Origin of the sequence: Rhizobium sp. LjRoot254 (genome assembly GCF_964254105.1) — a bacterium.
Taxonomy (GTDB): domain Bacteria; phylum Pseudomonadota; class Alphaproteobacteria; order Rhizobiales; family Rhizobiaceae; genus Rhizobium_E.
The window spans coordinates 1,259,079-1,281,213 of the sequence record NZ_CAXUSM020000001.1 but is presented as its reverse complement, the minus strand read 5'-3'; the positions used below and the strand labels follow the sequence as shown (position 1 = coordinate 1,281,213).

Annotated in this window: 21 protein-coding genes; 10 read left to right on the top strand and 11 right to left on the bottom strand. The window is 60.3% G+C overall.

Annotated elements, in window-relative coordinates:
- Positions 1–91 precede the first annotated feature (91 nt).
- From ACSQ26_RS06325 to ACSQ26_RS06315, 3 genes are all read left to right on the top strand, one after another.
- Positions 92–478, top strand: coding sequence for a DUF4189 domain-containing protein (locus tag ACSQ26_RS06325; RefSeq protein WP_436007344.1), 387 nt, complete (start codon positions 92–94; stop codon positions 476–478).
- A gap of 256 nt (positions 479–734) precedes the next feature.
- Entirely contained in the window at positions 735–1,760 is a 1,026-nt protein-coding gene (locus ACSQ26_RS06320; protein WP_436007342.1) for an NAD-dependent epimerase/dehydratase family protein, read from the top strand.
- A 76-nt stretch (positions 1,761–1,836) separates the two neighbouring features.
- On the top strand, positions 1,837–2,889 hold the full coding sequence (locus ACSQ26_RS06315) for an aldo/keto reductase (RefSeq protein WP_436007340.1): 1,053 nt from the start codon (positions 1,837–1,839) through the stop codon (positions 2,887–2,889).
- A gap of 55 nt (positions 2,890–2,944) precedes the next feature.
- Here the strand turns inward: ACSQ26_RS06315 and ACSQ26_RS06310 are convergent, their stop codons facing one another.
- Positions 2,945–4,177: a PLP-dependent aminotransferase family protein gene (locus ACSQ26_RS06310; RefSeq protein ID WP_436015125.1), complete on the bottom strand. Its 1,233-nt coding sequence runs from the start codon at positions 4,175–4,177 to the stop codon at positions 2,945–2,947.
- A 117-nt stretch (positions 4,178–4,294) separates the two neighbouring features.
- Positions 4,295–4,987 carry a transcriptional regulator BetI gene (gene betI, locus ACSQ26_RS06305; RefSeq protein ID WP_436007338.1) on the bottom strand — a complete coding sequence of 231 codons (693 nt, stop codon included), beginning with the start codon at positions 4,985–4,987 and terminating at the stop codon, positions 4,295–4,297.
- A 53-nt stretch (positions 4,988–5,040) separates the two neighbouring features.
- On the opposite strand from betI, the gene choX reads away from it, so the two are divergent.
- Together choX and ACSQ26_RS06295 are read left to right on the top strand one after the other, a co-directional pair.
- Positions 5,041–5,985 (top strand): choline ABC transporter substrate-binding protein, encoded by a 945-nt coding sequence (gene choX, locus ACSQ26_RS06300; protein WP_436007336.1) that lies wholly within the window; start codon positions 5,041–5,043, stop codon positions 5,983–5,985.
- Complete coding sequence (locus ACSQ26_RS06295; protein ID WP_436007334.1) at positions 5,982–7,016, top strand: alcohol dehydrogenase catalytic domain-containing protein; 1,035 nt, start codon at positions 5,982–5,984, stop codon at positions 7,014–7,016. The genes choX and ACSQ26_RS06295 overlap by 4 nt, the downstream gene beginning before the upstream one ends.
- A gap of 17 nt (positions 7,017–7,033) precedes the next feature.
- Here the strand turns inward: ACSQ26_RS06295 and ACSQ26_RS06290 are convergent, their stop codons facing one another.
- A complete protein-coding gene (locus tag ACSQ26_RS06290; RefSeq protein WP_436007332.1) occupies positions 7,034–9,799 on the bottom strand; it encodes a hypothetical protein in 2,766 nt (921 codons plus the stop codon).
- A gap of 342 nt (positions 9,800–10,141) precedes the next feature.
- On the opposite strand from ACSQ26_RS06290, the gene ACSQ26_RS06285 reads away from it, so the two are divergent.
- Positions 10,142–12,025: a diguanylate cyclase gene (locus ACSQ26_RS06285; protein WP_436007330.1), complete on the top strand. Its 1,884-nt coding sequence runs from the start codon at positions 10,142–10,144 to the stop codon at positions 12,023–12,025.
- A gap of 63 nt (positions 12,026–12,088) precedes the next feature.
- Here ACSQ26_RS06285 and ilvC read toward each other — a convergent pair whose 3' ends face one another.
- The 4 genes from ilvC to ACSQ26_RS06265 form a co-directional block, all read right to left on the bottom strand.
- The gene (ilvC, locus tag ACSQ26_RS06280; RefSeq protein ID WP_436007328.1) at positions 12,089–13,108 is read right to left on the bottom strand and encodes a ketol-acid reductoisomerase; all 1,020 of its coding nucleotides are present in this window, start codon (positions 13,106–13,108) and stop codon (positions 12,089–12,091) included.
- 46 nt (positions 13,109–13,154) lie between these two features.
- Positions 13,155–13,805 carry a TetR/AcrR family transcriptional regulator gene (locus ACSQ26_RS06275; protein WP_258157391.1) on the bottom strand — a complete coding sequence of 217 codons (651 nt, stop codon included), beginning with the start codon at positions 13,803–13,805 and terminating at the stop codon, positions 13,155–13,157.
- Positions 13,806–13,883: 78 nt separating this feature from the next.
- Entirely contained in the window at positions 13,884–14,450 is a 567-nt protein-coding gene (locus ACSQ26_RS06270) for a PH domain-containing protein (protein WP_436007326.1), read from the bottom strand.
- Positions 14,451–14,582: 132 nt separating this feature from the next.
- Positions 14,583–15,473, bottom strand: a complete 891-nt coding sequence (locus ACSQ26_RS06265) for a LysR substrate-binding domain-containing protein (RefSeq protein WP_436007324.1) — start codon at positions 15,471–15,473, stop codon at positions 14,583–14,585.
- 106 nt (positions 15,474–15,579) lie between these two features.
- Here ACSQ26_RS06265 and ACSQ26_RS06260 point away from each other — a divergent pair, with 106 nt between their 5' ends.
- Positions 15,580–16,575 (top strand): aldo/keto reductase, encoded by a 996-nt coding sequence (locus tag ACSQ26_RS06260; RefSeq protein WP_436007322.1) that lies wholly within the window; start codon positions 15,580–15,582, stop codon positions 16,573–16,575.
- Between the two features lie 12 nt (positions 16,576–16,587).
- Here ACSQ26_RS06260 and ACSQ26_RS06255 read toward each other — a convergent pair whose 3' ends face one another.
- Complete coding sequence (locus ACSQ26_RS06255; RefSeq protein ID WP_258157395.1) at positions 16,588–17,052, bottom strand: Lrp/AsnC family transcriptional regulator; 465 nt, start codon at positions 17,050–17,052, stop codon at positions 16,588–16,590.
- 151 nt (positions 17,053–17,203) lie between these two features.
- Here ACSQ26_RS06255 and ACSQ26_RS06250 point away from each other — a divergent pair, with 151 nt between their 5' ends.
- Together ACSQ26_RS06250 and ACSQ26_RS06245 are read left to right on the top strand one after the other, a co-directional pair.
- Entirely contained in the window at positions 17,204–17,929 is a 726-nt protein-coding gene (locus ACSQ26_RS06250) for an aspartate/glutamate racemase family protein (RefSeq protein ID WP_436007320.1), read from the top strand.
- A gap of 23 nt (positions 17,930–17,952) precedes the next feature.
- Positions 17,953–18,312, top strand: a complete 360-nt coding sequence (locus ACSQ26_RS06245; protein WP_436007318.1) for a DUF4087 domain-containing protein — start codon at positions 17,953–17,955, stop codon at positions 18,310–18,312.
- Here the strand turns inward: ACSQ26_RS06245 and ACSQ26_RS06240 are convergent.
- The 3 genes from ACSQ26_RS06240 to ACSQ26_RS06230 all read right to left on the bottom strand — a co-directional run bounded on the left by ACSQ26_RS06240 (position 18,258) and on the right by ACSQ26_RS06230 (position 20,984).
- Positions 18,258–18,839 (bottom strand): hypothetical protein, encoded by a 582-nt coding sequence (locus ACSQ26_RS06240; protein ID WP_436007316.1) that lies wholly within the window; start codon positions 18,837–18,839, stop codon positions 18,258–18,260. The genes ACSQ26_RS06245 and ACSQ26_RS06240 overlap by 55 nt on opposite strands.
- 126 nt (positions 18,840–18,965) lie before the next feature.
- Positions 18,966–20,189 carry an FAD-dependent oxidoreductase gene (locus ACSQ26_RS06235; RefSeq protein WP_436007314.1) on the bottom strand — a complete coding sequence of 408 codons (1,224 nt, stop codon included), beginning with the start codon at positions 20,187–20,189 and terminating at the stop codon, positions 18,966–18,968.
- Positions 20,190–20,231: 42 nt separating this feature from the next.
- Positions 20,232–20,984: a pyridoxine 5'-phosphate synthase gene (locus tag ACSQ26_RS06230; RefSeq protein WP_436007312.1), complete on the bottom strand. Its 753-nt coding sequence runs from the start codon at positions 20,982–20,984 to the stop codon at positions 20,232–20,234.
- Between the two features lie 577 nt (positions 20,985–21,561).
- Between ACSQ26_RS06230 and ACSQ26_RS06225 the strand changes: the two genes are divergently transcribed.
- Positions 21,562–22,128 (top strand): MerR family transcriptional regulator, encoded by a 567-nt coding sequence (locus ACSQ26_RS06225; protein WP_436007310.1) that lies wholly within the window; start codon positions 21,562–21,564, stop codon positions 22,126–22,128.
- The last annotated feature ends 7 nt before the right edge of the window (positions 22,129–22,135 follow it).

The following is a 22,135-nucleotide window of genomic DNA, read 5'->3' as shown; positions in this document are numbered from 1 at the left end:
AAATTAAAAAAAAGTGCTGGACTCGCGAATATTCCCAAAACATATTCCGTTAGAGTTTGTGAGTTCAGTAGCTCCAACCAGGGGGAATAAGATGAAAACGTTCAGCAAATTCGCAACAGTCACGGCAGCGCTGGCCATGCTTGCCGTACCGGCAATCGCCTCCGCCGCCGACTATTATGGTGCCTTCGCTTTCTCGCAGAAGACAGGCGCTAGTGGCTGGTCGAAGAACTACGGCTCGCAGGGCGAAGCCGAGGGCGCGGCCCTGCAGGTCTGCTTCCAGACTCAGGGCGCTTCGGATTGCAAAGTGTCCTACTCTTTCGTCAACTCCTGCGCCGCTCTTGCGGTGGGCGGCGACAACGGCTGGGGCGCCGATTGGGGCACGAACGTCCAGGCAGCAGAAAACAAGGCTATGCACACCTGCTCGGGCTATTCCTACAATTGCAAGGTCATCACGAGCCAGTGCTCGAACGGCAGCTAAGCATTATTGCCAACGGGCGCGTTGCCGGATAGCAGTAACGCCACCTAGAGTTTTAGAAAATGAAGTGCCCGCAAGCTAATTCTTGCGGGCTTTTTATTTCAACTTCTGGTAAAATGATGTTTTCCGCGTCTTTGCTGTTTCAATGCATGGTGTAAATTCCGCTAGCTACATGACCGTCCAGATTGTTTGACTTGTAATATATTTTACATTTCAATGCCAAAACCGATGGGATGGGACCGGTGCCTGGATATTCACTATGAAAGCTCTTGTTACGGGAGCGAATGGCCACATAGGCTCTAATCTGGTGCGCGCCCTGGCGGAGCGAGGCTATGAGATATGCGCAACCGTCCGGTCCCTTGGCGATAGCCGCAACGCCGTGCTCGGGGCAATCCCTGGTGTAGAGATTGCCGAACTGGATGTCCGCGACGCGGACAGGTTTCGCTCCCTCTGCGAAAACGTTGATACGCTGTTCCATCTCGCCGCCACCTATGCCTATGTGACCGGCGACAGAACCACCGACGAGGACATCGTCGCCGACAGCGTCGCCGGCGCCGAGGCTGCCGTTCGGGCCGCCGCCCGCCAGGTCCGCAAGATGGTCATGACCTCTTCCGTCGTCACCCTGCCGATGGCAAAACCGGGCGATCCCCCAGCAACGGAAGCCGACTGGCGCACGGATCTCACCGTCCCCTATTTCCAGGCGAAGACCATAGCCGAGCGTCGGGCATGGGAGCTCGCCGATCAATATTCCGTCAAATTGGTCACCGTCTTGCCGGGTGGGACTGCCGGCCCGGGCTTCACGCGCCGCACGCCGACAACCGACCTGATCGAAGGCATCATGCTCGGTACGCTCCGCTTCGGAGCGCCAAAGGGCAACTTCCCCTATGTCGATATCCGCGATGTCGTATCGGGCCATATCCTGGCTGCGGAGCGCGACGTGGCGGGGCGGTTCATCATCTGCAACGATACCTTCCCCACGATTCGCGAACTGACCGAGCTGATGCACGGGATTGATCCATCAATACCGAGATCGCTGTGGTACCTGCCGGATTTCCTCTCCCCTATCCTGCCCTATCTGGATCAATTGAACAGCCGGACATTGGGAAGCCCCCGCGCGCTGACCCCGGAATTCGTGGAATCGATCCACGGCAGACTGTTTTCAGCCAGCAACGCCCGCGCCAAGGCAGAACTCGGATGGTCGCCGCAAATTCCCATCAGGCAAAGCCTCGGTGACACGATAGAGGCGATCCGCGCAATGCGCCGAGCCGAGGGCAAGAAAGCGTAATCTCCGCGCGTTCAAGGCTTGGAACTCCCCGGGAATTGTCATACCAATCGCTCCTGGCAAACCCGAGGAGGAAATGATGGAATATCGTCTGCTTGGCCGTTCGGGCCTCAAAATCTCCACCTTGACCATGGGCACCATGACCTTCGGCGGCAAGGGCTGGGCGAAGATGGTCGGCGACCTCGGGGTCAAGGAAGCGACCCGCCTGGTCGACATGTGCCTGGATGCCGGCGTCAATCTGCTCGATACGGCGGATGCCTATTCCAGCGGCGTCTGCGAGGAAATCATCGGCGAGATTCTAGCCGGTCGCGACCGCTCGAACACGCTGATCGCGACCAAGGCGCGCTTTCCCATGGGCAATGGCCCAAACGATGCCGGCCTGTCGCGCCACCACCTGATCCGCGCCTGCGAGGCGAGCCTCAGGCGGCTCCGGACGGATGTCATCGACCTCTACCAGGTCCATGAATGGGACGGGCAGACGCCGCTCGAAGAGACGATGGAGGCGCTGGACACACTCGTGCGCTCAGGCAAGGTCCGCTATATCGGCTGCTCGAACTTCTCGGGCTGGCATATGATGAAAGCGCTCGGCGTCAGTGTTGCGGAGCATCGCCAGCGCTTCGTCAGCCAGCAGATCCACTACACGCTGGAAGCCCGCGAGGCCGAATACGAGCTCATCCCTGTTACCATCGACCAGGGCCTCGGCGTGCTCGTCTGGAGCCCACTCGCGGCCGGACTGCTTTCAGGCAAGCACCGCCGCAACCAGAAGACACCCGAGGGTTCACGGCAGTTCGGCGGCTGGACCGAACCGCCGATCCGTGATGAGAACCGCTTGTGGGACATTATCGATGTGCTGGTCGATATCGCAGATAGCAGAGGCGTCTCGGCAGCACAGGTGGCGCTTGCCTGGACGCTCGGCCGTCCCGGCATCACCTCGCTGATCATCGGTGGCCGTACCGAGGCCCAGTTCGCCGACAATTTGAAGTCGGCCGATCTCAAGCTTTCGGATGAAGAGCGTGCGCGGCTGGACAAAGTCAGCGCATTGCCGATCATCTATCCCTACTGGCATCAGCTCAACACAGCGAAAGACCGGCTGGGACCAGCCGATCTCTCACTGTTAGGGCCGCATCTCTGAGCCGGGATCGGTTTGATGAGCACAAGCCCGGCCGTGTCGGGCTTGGTTCCAACAGTCAGGCCGCGGCCTTGACCAGTTCGGTCTTCAGCAACTGGCCGAGCCGCGACATGCCTTCGTCGATCATCTCGTCGGAGGCGCAGGAGAACGAAAGCCGCAATGTGTTGGCACCGCTGCCATCGGCGTGGAACGCCCTGCCCGGCACGAAGGCGATGCGGTATTTTTCGATCGCCCGCGCGAGAAGTGCCGCCCCATCCATGCCATCGGGCAGCGTCACCCAGACGAACATGCCGCCTTCGGGTTTCGTCCATTCCACGCCGGCGGGCATGTTCTTTTCCAGTGCGGCCAGCATGCGGTCGCGGCGCGCCGAATAGGTTGCCTTGACCTTCTCGACCTGCGGCGCAAATACGGTCGACGCGACCTCGCCGATCACCATCTGGTTGATGGTCGACGAATGCAGGTCAGCCGCCTGCTTGACCAGGACGAGCTTCTTGATGACGTGGTCGGCTGCCACCACCCAGCCCACGCGCAGGCCCGGCGCCAGCGTCTTGGAGAAGCTGCCGCAATAGAGCGTGCGGGTCTTGTTGATGTCGCCGCCATTGCGGGCAAGATCAAGCGACAGCACCGGCGGCACGCTTTCACCATCATAGCGCAGCGCCTGATAGGCGGCGTCCTCGATGATAGCGATGTCGAGTTCGGTGGCGAGATCCAGCAGCCACTCGCGCGCCTGGCGGGTCATCGTCTCGCCGGTCGGGTTGGAGAATTCCGGCACGCAATAGGCGAACTTGACCCTGCCACCGGCGGCACTTGCTGCCTCGGCATAGGTCGAGATGGCGCGGTTGGAGAGCGGCGTCAAACGGTCATAGGTCGGCTCATAGGCATTGAACGCACCGAGCGCACCGAGATAGGTCGGCCAGGTGACGAGAGCGGTGTCCTTCGGCGACAGGAAAAGCTTGCCGAGATAATCGAGCACCTGCTGCGAGCCGGATGTGATCAGCACGTTCTCAGCCGTGCAGACAATGCCGATCTTCTTCATCTCGCCGACGATCCAGTCGCGCAACGGTTTGTAGCCCTCACTCACCGAGTATTGAAGCGCGGCATTGGCCAGGGGGCCGGACAGCACCTTGGCATAGGCCTCGGTCACCGCCTCTTTCGGAAACAGCGCCGCATCTGGAATGCCGCCGGCGAAAGAGATGATATCAGGCTGCTCCAGAAGTTTGAGCAGTTCGCGGATTTCCGACGCCTTCATGCGGCCCGCGCGCGTGGCGAAAACCTGTTCCCAATCCATGATGTTTCCTCAAGTGTTCTGATTTGCCGGCATGACACCATAGAACAAGAAAAACGTCAATATTGCTGACCTATATTTCGGTACGCAAGGATTGCAATTTTTACGTCTTGAGCCAATCCCTCACAGACGTGTCACTCTGCTTGTTTTAAGCGTCGCCACAAGCGCTGGCCCCAGCATCTTTTCGGTGTACTCGGTAAGAAGCAGCTTGGCCTCGTCGAGCCACATGTCCGTTTCCGAATGACCGCGCCGCAACCAAAGACCGTCCAGCAGCGCAGCGAACCCTCGCACGAAGTGATCGATATCGTCACGCGACATCAACGGAACCAGCGCCGAAGCTATGTTCGAATGAAGCCGTTTATAGAATGGCCGCTGAAGCCGGGCGTAACTGGCATTGTGTGCTGCCTCCGCGTAGAGCGAAATCCACGCATTGGCTGTACTGCGATCATAGCGAAGCGCAGGAAAATTGCCGTCTATGATGGCGAGCAGCCGCTCCCACCGCGTATTCGCGTGCCGGAGATTTGCTACGACCTCCTCCATCAGCACACGGTTCGCAACGCGCACCATCTCGAACAGGACCTCTTCCTTGTCCTTGAAATAGTAGGTGAGAATGCCTTGCGACATGCCCGCCTCGTTGCATATTTTCGTTGTCGTCAAGCCCTTCAGTCCCTCCTTCAGGAAGATGCGATGCGCCGCCTCGATCAATTCGACGCGCCTGATATCCTCGATTTTCCGCTTCTTTCTCGCCTGCTTGGTCATGAATTTTCTATACCCGCTGAATTTTTTGTACGCACTAACAAATTTCTGAATTGACAAAAAATGATCTCGTCATATCTTCGACATCGATCATAACAAAAGGGGAATTCGCCATGAAGAGCATGATGCTTTCGACGGTCGCCGCAATCGCTGTCCTCGTCTCCACCACCGCAGTCGCGGCGGACAAGGAAGAGTGCAAGCTCGTCCGCATGTCCGATCTCGGATGGACCGACATCGCACTGACCAATACCACCGCAGAGATCCTGCTCAAGGCCCTGGGCTACGAACCCACCCAGACCTTGCTCGCGCTCAACGTCACCTACGATTCGCTAAAGCGCCACGACATCGATGCTTTCCTCGGCAACTGGCGCCCAGTCCAGGATATCGATTACAAGCCCTATTTCGACGACGGCTCGGTCATTCCGGTCGCGACCAATCTCGAAGGCGCAAAATTTACGCTCGCCGTGCCGAAATATGTCTCCGACGAAGGCGTGAAAAGTTTCGACGACCTCGCCGCCCACGGTGAAAAATTCGGTCACAAGATCTACGGCATCGAGCCCGGATCCAACAAACCGCTGGTCGATATGCTCGCCGCCAAGGCGCATGGCTTCAACGAGGATTGGGAACTCGTCGAGTCGAGCGAAGCGGCGATGCTCGCTCAGGTCCGCCGCGCCGTCGGCAACAAGGAATGGATCATCTTCCTCGGCTGGCAGCCGCATCCGATGAACGTCAACATGGAGATGACCTATCTCTCGGGTGGCGACACAGAGTTCGGCCCAAATTTCGGCGGGGCCACAGTCCGCACCATCGTCCGCAAAGGTTACCCCGAGGATTGCCCCAACGCGACCAGGTTCTTCACCAACCTGAAGTTCGACATCACCTACGAGAACACCGGCATGAACATGATCATGACCGACGGCATGGAAACCGCCGATGTCGCCAAGAAGATGATGCAGGAGCACCCGGAAAAAGTCGCCGAATGGCTCGATGGTGTGACCACCATCGACGGCAAATCGGGGCTTGATGCCGTCAAGGCAGAACTCGGGATCGGCCAGTGAACTCAGAGCATGACATGACGATGCGGGCGGCGGTCCTAAAACTCTTTGGACAGCCGCTCGAAACCACCCGCGTGCCGATACCCCAGCCGGGTCCGGGCCAGATCCTCGTCCGGCTCGCGGCCTGCGGGGTCTGCCATTCCGATGCCCACATCTGGAAGGGTGATATGGCGCACGTCGAGGCGCCCTCGCCTTTCATCCTCGGCCACGAGGGCATCGGTGAAGTCGCGGCGGTCGGCCCCGGCGTGGAAGGCTGGGCGATCGGCGACGCGGCCGGTGTGCCGTGGCTGCACGATACCTGCTGCCATTGCGATGAATGCCGGGATGGCGAGGAACCCTTCTGCCAGCACCAACGCGCCCATGGCCTGAATGTCCCCGGCGCCTTTGCCGAATATGTGATCGCCGACGCACGCTTCGCCGTGGCACTCGCGGCCGGCATGGACCCGGTGAAGACTGCGCCCGTCATGTGCGCCGGCGTCACCGCCTATGGGGCGATCCGACGCGCGGGCCTGAAATCAGGCGAGACGTGCGCGATCTTCGGCTGTGGTGGCCTGGGCCTTTATGCGATCCAGATCGCCAGCCGGCTTGGCATCAAGGTGCTGGCGATCGACCGGGATCCTGCAAAACTCGAACTCGCCCTACGTTATGGCGTCGAGTCGATCGAGGTCGCCGATGCAGGGTTGATTGCAAGGCTGGCAAGCCGCGATCCGAAATTCCATGCCTGCATCAACTTCGCACCCACGGCGGCCACATGGGATGCGATGATCGCCGCCATCCGCCCACGCGGCCGCATCGTCGCTGCGGCACTGGTGTCGAAACCCGTCGCCCTGAGCCAGGAATGGCTGACCTCGACGGGCGTCACGATCACCGGCACCAGTGTGGGAAACCGCGAGGAAATGCGCGCGGTCGTCGCCATGCACCAGGCAAAGCCCTTCGAAACGGAGATCGAGGAGATCAGGCTCGAAGACGCGTCGCTGGCCTTGTCAGCACTCGACGCCGGCACAGCGAAAGGCCGCTTCGTGATCCGTTTCTGAGTGCTTCGAACGAACCTCTATCGCGAAGCCAGCATCGCCTCGATTGCTTGCGCCGCGGCCTTCCGGTTGCGCTCGTCGATGCCGGTCGGGCCTGCCGATTTCGCATGGGCCACAAGCGCTGCGAGCGTCGTGTCGTCACAGCCTTCCTCGCCGAGTCCCTTGATCTTCGCCCGGTTGCCGGCGTCGAGCACCGCTTCGCAGGCGCCTGGCGCGAAGATGAACTGCTTGAGAAGACCGCCCAGCGTCAGCGGGTCCTGCATACGCTTGTCGTCGCGGATGGTGGCGATTACCGCCTGGCCGAACTCCCGGCTCTTGCCGTCCTGATAAATCTGCGTGGTGTTGAAGATGAACTCGAACTCCACCTTCTCCGCCTGCGGCGGCTTGGTCACCATCAGGTCGAGGCCATAGCGGGTGATTTCCGTGGCCGAGACGACCCGGCGCACCATCGCGGATTGATGATAGTTCGGCAGCAGTGCCCAGCGCGCGTCGATATTTCCATATTGCGCCAGGGTATTGACCTTACCGAGCGCCGCCCGCTTCTGCCTGTCGTTCTTGGCGGCGTTGAACTGCGCCCGGATGTTATCCCATGCGCGGCCGACCGTTTCCTTGGAAAGCAGGCCGGCGGTTTCCTGCGCCGGCTGATCCGAGTCGGTTGGTGCTTCCACCGATGCTTCCTGCACGGCCGGCGCCTGGCCCTCGACCCAATCGGCGAGCGCCTTGCGCACGTCGGGACCCCAGAAGCCTTCGGCTTGGCCCTTCAGGAAACCATCCTTCGAAAGCCGCTTCTCGATGGCGACCTTGATTTCCGGCGGGAATGCCTTGCCGAGCCCGACCAGATTGTTTTCATCCAGCCCGGCCGGCGCTTCTCGGAAGGCGTTCATGATTGCCTCGGCCACGGCATCGGTTCCGGCCTCCATCGCCCTGCCCATGAACAGGCCCATGAACTCCATCTCGGCCGCGTTCTCGGACGCGATGCCAAGCCCATCCCACCGGCGGTCGTACCCATCGTTGTAGAGTGCGATGCGCCAGGTAATGCCCTCTTCGAGAGTCATCAGGCGGTCGAACGTATCGAAGGTGAAAGCGTCGGTGATCCGCTTCTTGGCTGCCAGCGAGCCAAGCTTTGCGGCCTTGCGCCAGGTTTCGAGGCGCTGCCGCTTGTCCTTCCTGACACCCTTTCCATCGCCATACGCGTCACCCAGCAACAGCAGCGCCTTGACATTGTCGCGCTCCGCCGCCTGGATCAGCATGTCGGTCGCGCCACGATCGTCCTGCGGATAGAGCGCGCCGGCGCGCAGGAATTTCGACTTGAGCAGGAATGCCTCGGCCTCACCCTTGTTGATGCCGTCCTCGATCAGCGCCATGAGTTCCGCATCGGAAAGCCCATCCTCCCGCCGCATCGGCCGGTAGCTGGTCGAGCCGAGATTCGAATATTGCGTCGAGGCATAGAGCCAGAGCGCCTCGCGGTTGCCCTCGTCCGCAAGCGGCTTCACCAGCGCGCGCGCACCGGGTTCGTCGGAGAATTGCGAATTGTCGGAGAGTTTGAGCTTGGCGAGCGCTATCGCCGCCTCGCCATCGCCCGCACTGATCTGCCTCTCCAGCCCGTCGATGAGTTGTTCCGGCCGGTCGAGCCGCGGATGATAATCGAGCAGAAGCGTCGCGAGACGAACACGATCCTCGGGGAGGTAGGATTTCGTCAGCGCCTGGATGGCCTCTTGCGGCCTGTATCCAACAATCTTGCCTGACAGCAGGATGTTCCCCAGCACGCTCATCGCCGCGCTGTTGTTGTTCATCTCAGGCGCGCGAACCATTTCAAGCGCCCGCTTGCCGTCCTCCGGCCCGCCCTCGCCCTTGGCGAGCATGTCGGCCAGAATGGGAATCATGCGCTTGTCGGTCTTGGCGCTGGCTTCAAGGATTTCGCGCGCCCGCACCGGGTCCTTGCGCGTGCCGCGACCAGCGCGAAGCGATTTGACGACGACCTCGGTAGACCAGCCGGCATCCTCGCCGCCTGACTTCATGTCGGCTTCGACGGTGCGAAACGCCATGCGATTCTCCGTGGCCGTGAAGCCATCCTCCTCCAGCGTCGTCCAGGCGATCATCAAAGGCATGCGCGCCCGTGTCTTGACGTCGTAGCCGGTCATCTCGATGCCTTGTGGCGGGGCGCCTTCCAGCCGACGCGCCCATTTGACCACCTGCTTGAGGTCGCGCCTAGCCATGGTGGAACCGCGATAGGCAATCATCATGTCCTGGATCGCCGCCATGTGGCCCTGCTCGGCCGCCTTGTTCAGCGCTGTCCAGGCCTCATCGCGCGAAATCTCCATCATCGAGCTTTCGGCGCTGCCGGGATTGAGACGGAATAGCTGGTAGAGCAGGTATTGCGCCTCGGCACTGCCATCGTCGGCCATCTTGCGCACCTGCGGCGTCAGCAGTTGCAGATTGGATTCGCCGAGCGCCATCGTCGTCCGGAGCCATTGCAGGTGCAGCCGCTTCTCCTTTGGCGCGCCGACCCAGGCCTCTTGGCATTCTTCCTGTAGCGCCTTGAGCCTGGTCTTGTCGAAATCCGCCGGGAACAGCTCGATATATTGCATCGGCGGCGCCTTGGCGGTGAAGTCGAGCGGTGCTGTGGCGCCCTTGTCACAAGCCTCGACCGCGATGGCGATCTCCCGGCCCTCACGCTCCTTGCGGATGGCATCGTCATTGGCCGTCTGGGCGAAGGCCGATGGCAAGCAGGAAAGCGACACCGCGGAAGCGAGTGAAAGTGCTGCAATGCGAACCAGATGTGACATGACCGTTCCTTCCATGGACGCGGCCGCCACGCCGCCGTCAAAGACTACATGTTCTGCATTCGACCATTCGCCGACCGGACAGCCCGGCCTCTCGATGAAAAGACGACGTATCTTTCGCGCCAATTATTCGGCGGCGATTGTAACACGAGGAAGTCGGCGGGTTGAATCCACGTGCTCGATTCCGGCTCAGGTGTTGCCAACGGAAACTGCCAATCGCCAATCAGTATTATTTATTGCCAGGGAAATTCTTCTTCCGGACGACAAGCGCCGGATTAACAAAGCTAAAACGAGTCTTCGTTATCATTGGTATCCTCGATTATACCGGAAGGCTTATGAACCGCGATGAATGGCGTTTGGGCACAATTTGCCGGCAATCTTGCCTTCGTGGGTCTGGCGATTTCGCTCTGGGCGCATGTGTCCATCTGGTTTCAGCGCGAATTGGGCAACTACAGCAGGATAGCGTTCGGGGTAGCGGCAGGCGCAACTTCGATCGGTTCCATCCTGCTCGCCGTCCAATTCAGTCCCGGCGTCTATATTGACCTGCGTTTTCCGCCCATTGCAATCGCCGGCCTGTTCGGTGGACCGATCACGGCAATCGTCGCTGCCTTGATGGCGGTGACGTTCCGCATCGCCATTGGCGGCGCTGCGATGGCCGAAGGCGTCATGGCGATTGCGATCGTTGCCGGCATCGGTGTGGCGATCAATTTCTACAGCAGGAAAAGATCGCCGGTTTTCTCCGATGTCGCGATCCTGACCGGAGCGATCGGTGTCTCATTGGTCGTGATGCTGATCGTGTTTCCCACCCTCGCCAAGGTGCATGCCCTTCAGCTCATCGGCCAGCCGATGATCGGTTTCAATTGCCTGGCGACCGCTCTTTGTGGTTTCATCATACTGAAAACCGAGCACCTGGAACTCGAGCGGAGCATGCTCGGGACATCCTTTTCGCAAGCCCCCGACTTTCTCTACATCAAGGACCGTGACAGCCGGTTCATCATCGTCAACGAGAACATGGCGAAGCTCTACCGGCACCGAACGTCCTCGGGATTGACGGGACTGACAGATTTCGATCTTCACGCGACGCTGCTCGCCGAGGAACTCTACCATAATGAACAGGAACTGATGCGAACCGGCGTGCCCATGATCGACGCGCTCGAACACATCGGCGATCGGTACATGCTGGCCTCCAAGGTTCCGGTCCGCAACAAGGACGGTCGCGTGATTGGCCTCGCGGGTGTTACCCGCGACATCACCGAACGCACCGCCCTCGAACACGAACTGCGCGAAAGCAGGAACCTGCTGTCGCATGCCATGGCCGGTATGTCCGACGGTTTTGCCATGTTCGACAAGAAGGGCTTCCTGATCTTCTGCAACGAGCAGTATCGCGAGGCCTTCCCGCTTTCGAGAGATGCCCGCGTGGTTGGCGCCCATATCAGCGACATCCTGCGCCGGATCGCCGAGACCCGCGAACGGTTGGACGTACCGACGGAGAACATCGAAGACTGGATCAAGGCCGCCGCCGCCACTCTGCATCGCAACAAGGACGAAGAGATCCAGCTCCACAACGGCGACTGGCGCAGCATCCGCACGCGGCTCGCCGACAATGGCATGGCCATGGTCGCCGTCTCGGATATCACCGCGACGAAGCAGGCCGAGATCGCCCTGAGGATATCGGCCGAACAGTTGAAGAACCTCGCCGAAACGGACGGACTGACAGGTATCGTCAACCGCCGGGCTTTCGACGAAGCATTCATGCGTGAACTGGCGCGGAGCGCCCGCAACCGGAAGCCCCTCAGCCTGCTGATGATCGATATCGACCGCTTCAAGGCCTATAACGACACTTACGGCCATCTCGCGGGCGACCAATGCCTGCGCGTCATCAGCAAATGCCTCCTCCAGTCCGCGCGGCGTCCCGTGGATATCGTCGCGCGCTACGGCGGCGAGGAATTCGTGGTCCTGCTTCCCGAAATCGATGAGGAAGGCGCGATGGTGGTAGCGGAGCTATTCGCGCACTATCTGAGCGAGGAAAACATCGCTCACACCAAGAGCGAATTCGGAAAGGTCACCGCGAGCATCGGCATTTCCTCCGAGACCGGGCTTGTCCTACGAACCGAGCCCAGCCGCCTTCTATCGATCGCAGATGCCGCGCTCTATGATGCCAAGGCACGGGGGCGAAACCGCATCATCTATCGCGCGCGGGAAGAGGCAGAGGACAAGAAGACCGGCTAGGTCAATAAAAAGCCGGGCCAGTTACCCACCCCGGCTTCGAACTATTCGCTAACAGCTACTCGCTCAATTCACAGCCTTGTCGACGAGCTTGTTCTTGCCGATCCAGGGCATCATGCCGCGCAGCTTGGCGCCGACTTCCTCGATCTGGTGGCTGTCGTTGTTGCGGCGGATACCCTTGAAGCGCGATGCGCCGGCGCGGTATTCCTGCATCCATTCCGAGGTGAACTTGCCGGTCTGGATGTCCTTGAGCACGCGCTTCATTTCGGCCTTGGTCTCGGCGGTGATGATGCGCGGACCGGAGACATATTCGCCCCACTCGGCCGTGTTGGAGATCGAGTAGTTCATGTTGGCGATGCCGCCTTCATAGATCAGGTCGACGATCAGCTTCACTTCATGCAGGCATTCGAAATAGGCCATTTCCGGTGCGTAGCCGGCTTCGGTCAGCGTTTCGAAACCGGCGCGGATCAGCTCTACGAGGCCGCCGCAGAGAACCACCTGCTCGCCGAACAGGTCGGTTTCGCACTCCTCGCGGAAATTGGTCTCGATGATGCCGGAACGACCGCCGCCAACGCCACAGGCGTAGGAAAGCGCGAGTTCAAGCGCATTACCCGAAGCGTTCTGGTGAACGGCGACCAGGCACGGCACGCCGCCGCCCTTCTGGTATTCGCCACGCACGGTATGGCCCGGGCCCTTCGGCGCGATCATCACGATGTCGACGGAGCTCTTCGGCTCGATCAGGCCGAAATGGATATTGAGGCCGTGGGCAAATGCGATCGCGGCGCCATCACGCAGGTTAGGAGCAATGTCAGCCTTGTAGATGTCGGCCTGGAGTTCATCCGGGGTCGCCATCATCAAGAGGTCGCCCCACTTGGCGGCATCGGCGACGGTCATGACCTTGAAGCCGTCGGCTTCGGCCTTCTTGATGGTCGGCGAGCCGGCCTTCAGCGCGATGACGACGTTGTTGGCGCCGGAATCCTTCAGGTTCAGCGCGTGCGCGCGACCCTGCGAACCATAGCCGACGATGACGACGTTCTTCGATTTGATGAGGTTGAGATCGGCATCACGATCGTAATAGACGCGCATTTGAATGTCCTTCCCTGTGCTGTCTTTTAAATGAGTTGAGGCGGTGTCAGGCCGCCATCCCCTTGCCCGTTCCGTAGAGCGAAAGGAAGGCATTGACCCCCCTCTCCGCCCGCCGGCCGAATTCCTTCCTGATCCCGGAGACATCCTCCCCGAGCATCATGCGAACGTGCAGGTCCCGCACGATCAGCCCGTATAGCGTCTCGTATGCCTCGTTGGCATCATCGAATGCAACGAGCCCGGCGCGCTTGGCGGATATCAGCAATGCGGTGGCGCGTCTACCGATCTGGCGGCGTCCGCGCTGCAAAAGCATCTCGCCGAGTTGCGAGGAATCCCTACTCGCCTGGCCGATCGCGAGACGGTTGAGCGCCAGCGACACATCGCCCGACAGCACGTCGAGCAGCCCGGTGGCAAAATCGTTGAGCAGCTTCTCCAGGCCCGGCCGCGTGAGGTTGGCCTGGGCGCCGTCGCCGGTCCGCACCTTCGAGGCCTGATAGGCGATCATCGCCTCCATCAGGCCGTCGCGGTCGCCGAACCATTTGTAGAGGCTTTCCTTCGAGCAATTGGCGGCACGCGCCACGCCGGCGGTGGTCAGTGCCTTCTCGCCACCCGATACAAGCAGACGCAAGGCCTCTTCCAGCACCGCGTTCTGGCGCGGCGAAAAGCTTTCAGGTCCTGATGTGTCGGTCGTGTTCAGCATGGCAAATCCATCAGTACCGTACGGTACGGTTCGTGATCGATGTACATCCCGATGGCTGATGTGTCAAGCGACAAAGATTCAGATGCCGACGGTCTTCGATTGTCTTTGGGCTTGCTGAAGCAGCGTGAAAACCGCCCACGCGTTTTCGATCTTCAACAGCCGCGCGCCCTTGGCCAAAGCTGGCGTCCAAGCTCCGAAGTTACGATTGAACGAACTACCGTCAGTGAAATCCAGCGTACCGCTTCCCGCCGGTGAGCCACTGAAATTTGCCGCGGGCAACTGGCTCAACTGAAAGGCTTGCACGCCGCCAAAAACACCCTCCCGCAGGATTAACAGGCGGCCGTCTGTGATAGCATAGAAAATCTTGCTGCGTAAATATGCATCAACGAAAAACCGCCCAACGATCATATAGACGCCGATAAGAATGAACGGGATGCCCCAAAGGACAAAGAAAAACGGTGCCTTTCCCTGTGTCTTGGTCAGCACCTGGTATTCCCAGAAGATTGCGAAGCCGCCCCAGAACAAACTGAACGGAATGAGCATAAGATCCATCTTCGTGAGCAGCAGGCCTGTGCCCGGTTTGCCGGTCCAAAGCAATTTTTCGCCCGGCAGCAGAATACGATTGAACTTTTCGATATGCAGCAAAATGCGCTCCGATGGTTTGCCCGATCCGACGCAATGCTAACGCGTAGCATTGCTTCATTCAACTAATACGCAAATCGATCGGTGAACGAAAATTTCTGGCACAGACCTAAAATGAACGCCATTGGGTTCATGTTAAAGACGCTTCACCCAATCCACGAACGCCCTGAGCGGCGCCGGCATGTGACGCCGGCTCGGGTAGTAGAGATACGGCCCCGAAAACGGCTGCTGCCAATCCGGCAACACCTCCACCAGCGCACCGCTTTCGAGATGCGGCCGGATGAAATCCTCGAATGTGGCGATAATGCCGAGCCCGCCCCGGGCCGCCGCGAGTTCGAGTTCAATCGTATTGGCAATCAGCGTCTCGGGCGGACTGACCCGGATCACGGCCCCGTCGCGCTCGAACTCCCAGCTATTCAGCCGGCCACTTTCGAAGCGGTGCCGTATGCAAGTATGTTCGGCTAGGTCGCGCGGGTGGCTCGGCTTGCCCCGCCGCGCGAGATAATCCGGTGATGCCGCCACGCAGAAGCGCTGTATTCTCGGTCCGATCGGGATCGCGATCATGTCGAGATCGAGGCTCTCGTCATAACGGATGCCCGCATCGAAGCCCGCCGCGAAGACATCGATGAATGTATCCCGTGCTTCGATCTCCAGGATGATGCCCGGATACACCTTGAGGAACGGGATGACGATATCAGGCAGCATCTGCTTGGCGACTACCGTCGGAACATTGAGCCTGAGACGCCCGGCGGGGCTTGAATCCGAGCTCCGGACCTCCTCCAGCGCACCGGATATATCCAAGAGCATCGGCGTGAGACGCTCCAGCAGCCGCCGTCCCGCTTCGGTCAGCGTCACGCTCCGCGTCGTGCGGTTCAGCAGTCGCGTGTCGAGCTTGGCCTCCAGTCGCCGCACAGCTTCACTTAATGCGGACGCCGAAACGCCGCGCAAGCTCGCAGCCTTGCGGAAATTGCGCTGCTCCGCAACACCAGCGAACGCCTCCAGGTCGGCGAGCGGCAAGTTCTTCATTGTACTAAATTCCGCACAGGCTGTTCAATCTGAAACGGATTATCGCACAAACAACAGAGGAGTAGAAGACGTTCATCCAGCAGCCAGTGAGCAAGGAGAACTACCCATGAAATACGTTCAACTCGGAAAGACCGGCCCGCAAACCTCCGCCTTCGGTCTCGGCTGCATGGGCATGTCGGGCATGTATGGCCCGTCCGATCGCACTGAGAGCCTGGCCACCCTGCATGCAGCCGTGGATGCCGGCATCACGATGCTCGATACCGGCGATTTCTATGGCATGGGCCACAACGAGATGCTGATCGGCGAGGCATTGCGCGACATCCCCCGCGAAAAAGTTCAGCTCAGCGTCAAGTTCGGTGCCCAGCGAGACCCGGCCGCCGGATGGATCGGTTTCGACGCCCGCCCGGCGGCGGTCAAGACGGCGCTGGCCTATACGCTGACCCGCCTCGGCGTGGATTACATCGACATCTACCGCCCCGCCCGCCTCGATCCCAGCGTCCCGGTCGAGGACACGATCGGCGCGATCGCCGATATGGTGAAGGCCGGTTATGTCCGCTACGTCGGGCTCTCGGAAGTTGGTTCCGAGACGATCCGGCGCGCGGCGGCCGTCCATCCCATCGTCGATCTCCAGATCGAATACTCGTTGATGTCGCGCGGTATCGAGGAGGACATCCTGCCGACAGTTCGCGAACTCGGCATCAGCGTCACCGCCTATGGCGTACTGTCGCGTGGCCTGCTCAGCGGCAGCGCCTTGATGGGTGCCGGCGATTTTCGAGCCCACTCCCCACGCTTCCAGGGCGACAACGCCGAGCGCAACGCCGCCCTCGCCGCAGCCCTGCAGAAAGTCGCAGAGTCCAAGGGCATGACGGCCTCGCAAGCGGCAATCGCTTGGGTGGCGGCGCAGGGATCGGATATCGTGCCGGTCGTCGGGGCCAGAAAGCGTCACCAACTCGAGGAATCGCTGAAGGCGCTGGATTTCTCGCTGACACGAGAAGACATCGCAACGCTCGAAGCAGCAATCCCCAAGGGTGCCGCGGCCGGCGGCCGTTATGCCGAAGCGCAGCTCGCCCATCTCGACAGTGAAAAGCGCAAGGCCGGCTGATCCGTCAAACGATCACTTGGCATAATCCACCGGTATGCCCTGGTCGGCCTTCATCACCTCCATGGAGATGGAGGCCGACACATCGAACAGCTCCACCTTGCGGATGATCCGTTTATAGACCCGGTCATATTCCTCGACCCGTGGCAGCAGGATCTTCAGCAGATAGTCGAAATTGCCCGTCAGGCGGTGCGCTTCCACCACCTCGGGAATATCGGCGATCGATTGCCGGAATGTCTCAACCCAATCATCCGAATGCCGCGTCGTCTTGATCAGTGCGAAGACCGTCGTCGGCACGCCCATCTTCTCGCGATCGAGCAGTGCCACGCGCTTGACGACATAGCCCTCGTCTTCGAGCCGTGAGATGCGCCGCGAACAGGCGGAAATCGAAAGCGACACCTTGGCCGCGATCTCCGTGACCGGCAAAGCCGCGTCGCGCTGCAGCAGTTGAAGAATCTTCCGGTCCCGTTCGTCGAGCATGGCTCCTCCATGGACATCAAAAACTCAGCGTCATTCATCAATATGGCGCGCTTCAATTGCTTAATTTATGCATCGTAAGCAATTATTGCAAACAAATGCGATGTTTTTCATGCGAGATTGGAACCATCAAATTCGCACCGGGAAAACACATATGAAAACGATCGGCTTGATCGGCGGCATGAGCTTCGAGAGCACCGCTGTCTATTACGACCTCATCAACAACATGGCGCGCGACCGCTTCGGTGGCCTGGCCTCGGCGGAGATCCTGCTGCATTCGGTGAACTTCGCCGACATCGTCGCGCTCCAGCAGTCCGGCCGATGGGACGAAGCCGGCAAGCGCCTGGCATCGATCGCAGCGAACCTTGAGAAGGCCGGCGCCGATTGCGTCCTGACCTGTACCAACACCATGCACAAGATCGCCGATCAGGTGCAAGACGCCATATCGGTGCCGCTGGTCGACATTATCGACGAGACAGCGATGTCGCTGAAGGCGCGCGGCTGCAAGCGGCCGCTCCTGCTTGCCACCCGCTATACGATGGAAGACGGCTTCTATCACGCGCAGATGGCCAGCTATGGCATCGAGGTCATGACATCGGAGAAGGCGGGCCGCGACCGCATCCATTCGATCATCTTCGACGAACTCTGCAAGGGCAAGGTGCTCGACAGCTCGCGTGTAGAGATGCTCGCGATCATCGACGCGGCAAGATCGACGGGCGCCGATAGCATCATCCTCGGCTGCACCGAGATCTGCCTGCTGCTTGATCCCGATCACCTGCCGCTCCCCGGCGTGGATTCGACGCTCGTCCATTGCCAGGCCGCCAGCGAGTTTGCGTTCAGTGCTGACACGGCATTGGACGGCGTCAGGAAATATGCATAATCCCCGCAAACGGGGAGAAATGCATGAAACGAGTTGGGCTGATTTCCGCCTGCGCGCTGATCGCGCTGGCGCCGCTCGCCGCTACGGCTGCCGAGAACCGCTGCGGCTGGATCCAGAACCCGACGCCCGGCAACTGGTGGCTGACCGATGGTGACGGTCAATGGACGATCATGACGCAGGGAAGCTACGAGGCTCCGGGCATGGAGCATATCGGCGACATCTCTGCCGGAGACTATATCGCCACCAATGGCAATTACGGCTATGCCTGCGGCTGCATGCAGGTCGATACCGACGGACAGGGCACGATCGCGCAGATCTATTCGTTCCGTCAGTTGTCCATCGGCAAATGCGAGAACGACGAGGCGCTGCCGGCCCCGAACTGAGCCGGCTCGTCGGCGGCATGTTGCTCCGCTACGGATCGTACCATGATGGCGACCTCGGTACGGAACTGTTCGGGACTGGACACATGCCGCGGAGTCACATGATAGATCTCGATCCGGCAACCATAGCCCACGCCATCAGGCGTCTCGACCGTATCCCACTCGACGCCGTTGTGGTCGGCCCAGCCGTTGAGCATCGCATTGACCTCCCTAAGCTTTTCGAAGGGACCGGTCCATTCCATCGACATGAAGGTGCCGGAGGGCAGCATGCTCGCGCGCACAGGGCCACCGCCGGTATGGAGACGATCGGTGAAATAGCCGAACTCCATGTCCAACCCACCATTACGATCGACCGCCATGTATCGCATGAAGCCGGGGCCCACGCCGGTGATCCCCCGCGCTGCAACGAAATCCCTGAGTTCGCCATAGAACAGGATTGCCTGCTTGGCTAGGTTCCGGCGCGAAAGCCGGGACCGGATGTAAAGATACGGTTGTTTCTTGCGACGCACTTTCGCAGGCAAAGTCAGCATAACGGCGCCCCATTCGCGATCTAATCAGTCTATGGTAATCAGAAAATTGTGATCTTTGATCATATTTATGTACTATCGCACTCAAGAAAAGAAAAGACCCAAAGATGGACTTATCCAAGGGCTAATTTATCGCTTGATCCAATCGCGTTCCTTAAGGCCGGTGGCCGAGAAAGGATCGAGCATCGTACCTGAAACAAGTGATGCAAGAAAGCGCGGCGCCGGCGGTATCCGGGCGACAGTGGAGACCACCTGGTCGCGGATAAATGACAGCGCGCGTGAATCGCCCTGGTAGAACGGCGTGAACATGCGCGAGAAAAGCTGGAACAGCCGCACATGGTTACGCCGGCCACGGCAATAGCGGTCGATGGCCTGGTCGATATTGGCCGTCGTTGCCAGCCCATGTGCAAGCGCCGCGGCATCGAGCAGGGCCATATTGGCGCCTTGCCCCAATTGCGGGCTGGTGCAATGGGCCGCATCGCCGATGAAGACCACTCTGCCCCGCGCCGGTCGGGCGAGTGTGCGGTGCTGGTAGCGCGCGAGCGTCAGTTGTTCCCAACCGGTAATCTCCTCCAGCATGACGGACGCCTCCGGCCAGTAGCCGCGAAGCCGGGCCTTCCATGCGTCAATCCCGTCGGCCTTGGTCCGATCCGCCTCGGCGATCTTCTGGCTCCAGAAGAAAGCGACCTTCTCGCGGCCGTCAGGCGTCAGCCTTCCCACGGGCAGCACGCCGATCATGACGCTTGCATGCTCATAGCGCTGGACAAGCGCGTTCGGTTCGCAGGGCATGTCAGCCGCATCGAGCGTCGCCCAGAAGGCTCCATAGGCAAGATCGACCGAGACGTCATCGGGACAACGCGCATTCATCAGCTGCGAACGGGAGCCAGTGGCGTCGATCGCCAGCCGATAAGGCCCGAGCGCGCTACCATCCGAGAGCACCAGCACCGGCTCGCTCTCGATGTCGCGAACACCGACGACCTGCCGGCCGGTCAGGATTGGGATGCCTTCGCGGACAAACGCGTCATGCAGGGTCTCGAACAGGGCCGCGCGCTGTACGGCAAGCCCAAACCGCCCGAAAGGTCCGGCTCCATAGTGAACGTCGAGCACCGGCCGGCCGGTTTTCGCATCCGTGCCCCAGAGTCGGTCGATCCGGTGCCCCAGCGACATGATGCGGTCATAGAGGCCGAGGTGATGGAGGACAGTCAGGCCAGTCGGCTGCAGGATGAGCCCCGAACCGACGGGCGCCGGCTCCGAAAACCGCTCGATGACCTCCACCTCATGGCCGGCGCGTGTCAGCATCAGTGCCATGGCGAGACCGGCCGGTCCCGCACCGCATATCGCAATCTTGTTCATGTTGCCCGCACAATCCTTTAGCCGGGCAACGCGACAGCCCGGCTAGATATTCTCCCCCAATGCGCGGCGATAGCGGCGCACCGTCTCGGCCATGCCATATTCCAGCGCGTCCGCTGTCAAGCCGTGGCCGATGGAAACTTCGGCGAGCGCGGGGATGTGCCGGCAAAGCAGCGGCAGATTGGCGACGGTGAGATCATGGCCCGCATTGACCGCGAGCCCGAGCGAAATGGCATGTGCGGCTGTCTTGCCGAGCGTGTCGGCCCAGAGCGCGGCGCCTGCCGGATCATCGTAATGGCTGCCATAGGGGCCGGTATAGAGTTCGATCCGGTCCGCACCCACCGCCTTGGCGGTATCGATCTGCTCGGCACTGCTGTCGCCGTCGGCAAACAACGAAACGCGCATGCCGGCCTTCTTGAGCCGCGCCGAGATGACGGTGAGATGCTCGCGATTGGCGATGAAATCCCAGCCGTGATCGGACGTCGCCTGCGCCGGGTCGTCGGGCACCAAGGTCACCTGATCGGGCTTGTGGGTCTCGACCAGTTCAAGGAAATCCTCGGACGGATAACCCTCGATATTGAATTCGCGGCCGGGGAAATCCTCGGAGATCAACGCCCGCAACTCAGGCACGTCGGTGAAGCGCACATGCCGCTCGTCCGGCCTCGGATGCACCGTCAGTCCCGCCGCCCCCGCTTCGAGCGCGATACGCCCGAAACCCACCACACTTGGCCATGGCAATTCACGGCGGTTTCTGAGCATCGCGATGGCATTGAGGTTCACGGAGAGATGGGCAGTCATGGGCGGGTCCGGTCCTGAAGTGTGGTACGATCAGTACCGCATCGAATTCATGGCCGCCACCGACATTTCGTGAAGCATCGATTGAATTGATTGATGGTTTCCGTAAACAATGCCGCAACCGCCGCATGAAACTGATGTCAGGCTTTCCCTGACCCTGACTTAATCGGCTCAAGCCGGACAAGAATTAAGGATTTCGCGATTTCTGAATTCGCGTATAAGGTTCACTATGCCCGAAGCCGGGAGGCCCGCCGCATTCCTCAGGGATTGCAGGTGGTTCGGATCGGGCAGCCGAAAATGCCGGTCAACGGCTTAGGGATATCTCAACGAGCGTCGGCAATACGGCGCCAAAGTCAACAGCAGCAGTGTCACTCGGGTTCTCCGAGAACCCTCTTGCATGTCCCTGGGTGCGCGGCGTTAGGCGGAGACTGCAGGTTGGAGCGATTTGAGGGGCGCGACTGGCATGCAAGCACACTACAGGCCTTATAGTAACGAAGGCGAAAAACCGGGAAGCATGCAATTCTTCCCCGCTATTCCATTACCGCAAAAACTTCCCAGCAAGCCAGTTGCGATCGCCGATATGGCGAACATATTCGGAGTTACGCACCGTACGTTGCATTTCTACGAGGAAAAGAAGCTGCTGCAGGCCGATCGTATCGGGGCGATGCGCATCTACGGCCCGCATCAGATCATGGTCATGGCGCTGATCAACCTCTGCCGCGAAACCGGCATGGCGATCGTCCAGATCCAGGAACTGCTGTCCGAACTGGCCGAGACGACCTCACAGCACGAAGCCGACAAACTGTTCCGCGACGCGATGCTGGCCCAGAGGCGCGAACTGATCAGCAGTGAATCCCTGATCCGCCGGCAGATGCAGCAGATCAGCGAAATCCTCGATCACGAAACCCCCGATAACGACGATGGCAGCGACAACCTCGCCTCGCGGACGCCCTTCCTCACAGAGTTCGAACTGCATTGTCTCCGCCTGATGTCCGAGGGCTACACGCCGCTCAGGATCAGCAGCGCCACCGGCCGTGGCATCGACGACATCCTCACCGTCGAAAACGCCATCATCCGCAAATTCGGTTCCACCAACCGCTTCCAGGCGGTGGCAAAGGCCGTGCTGCTGGGGCTGATCGGGGATTGATCGCGGC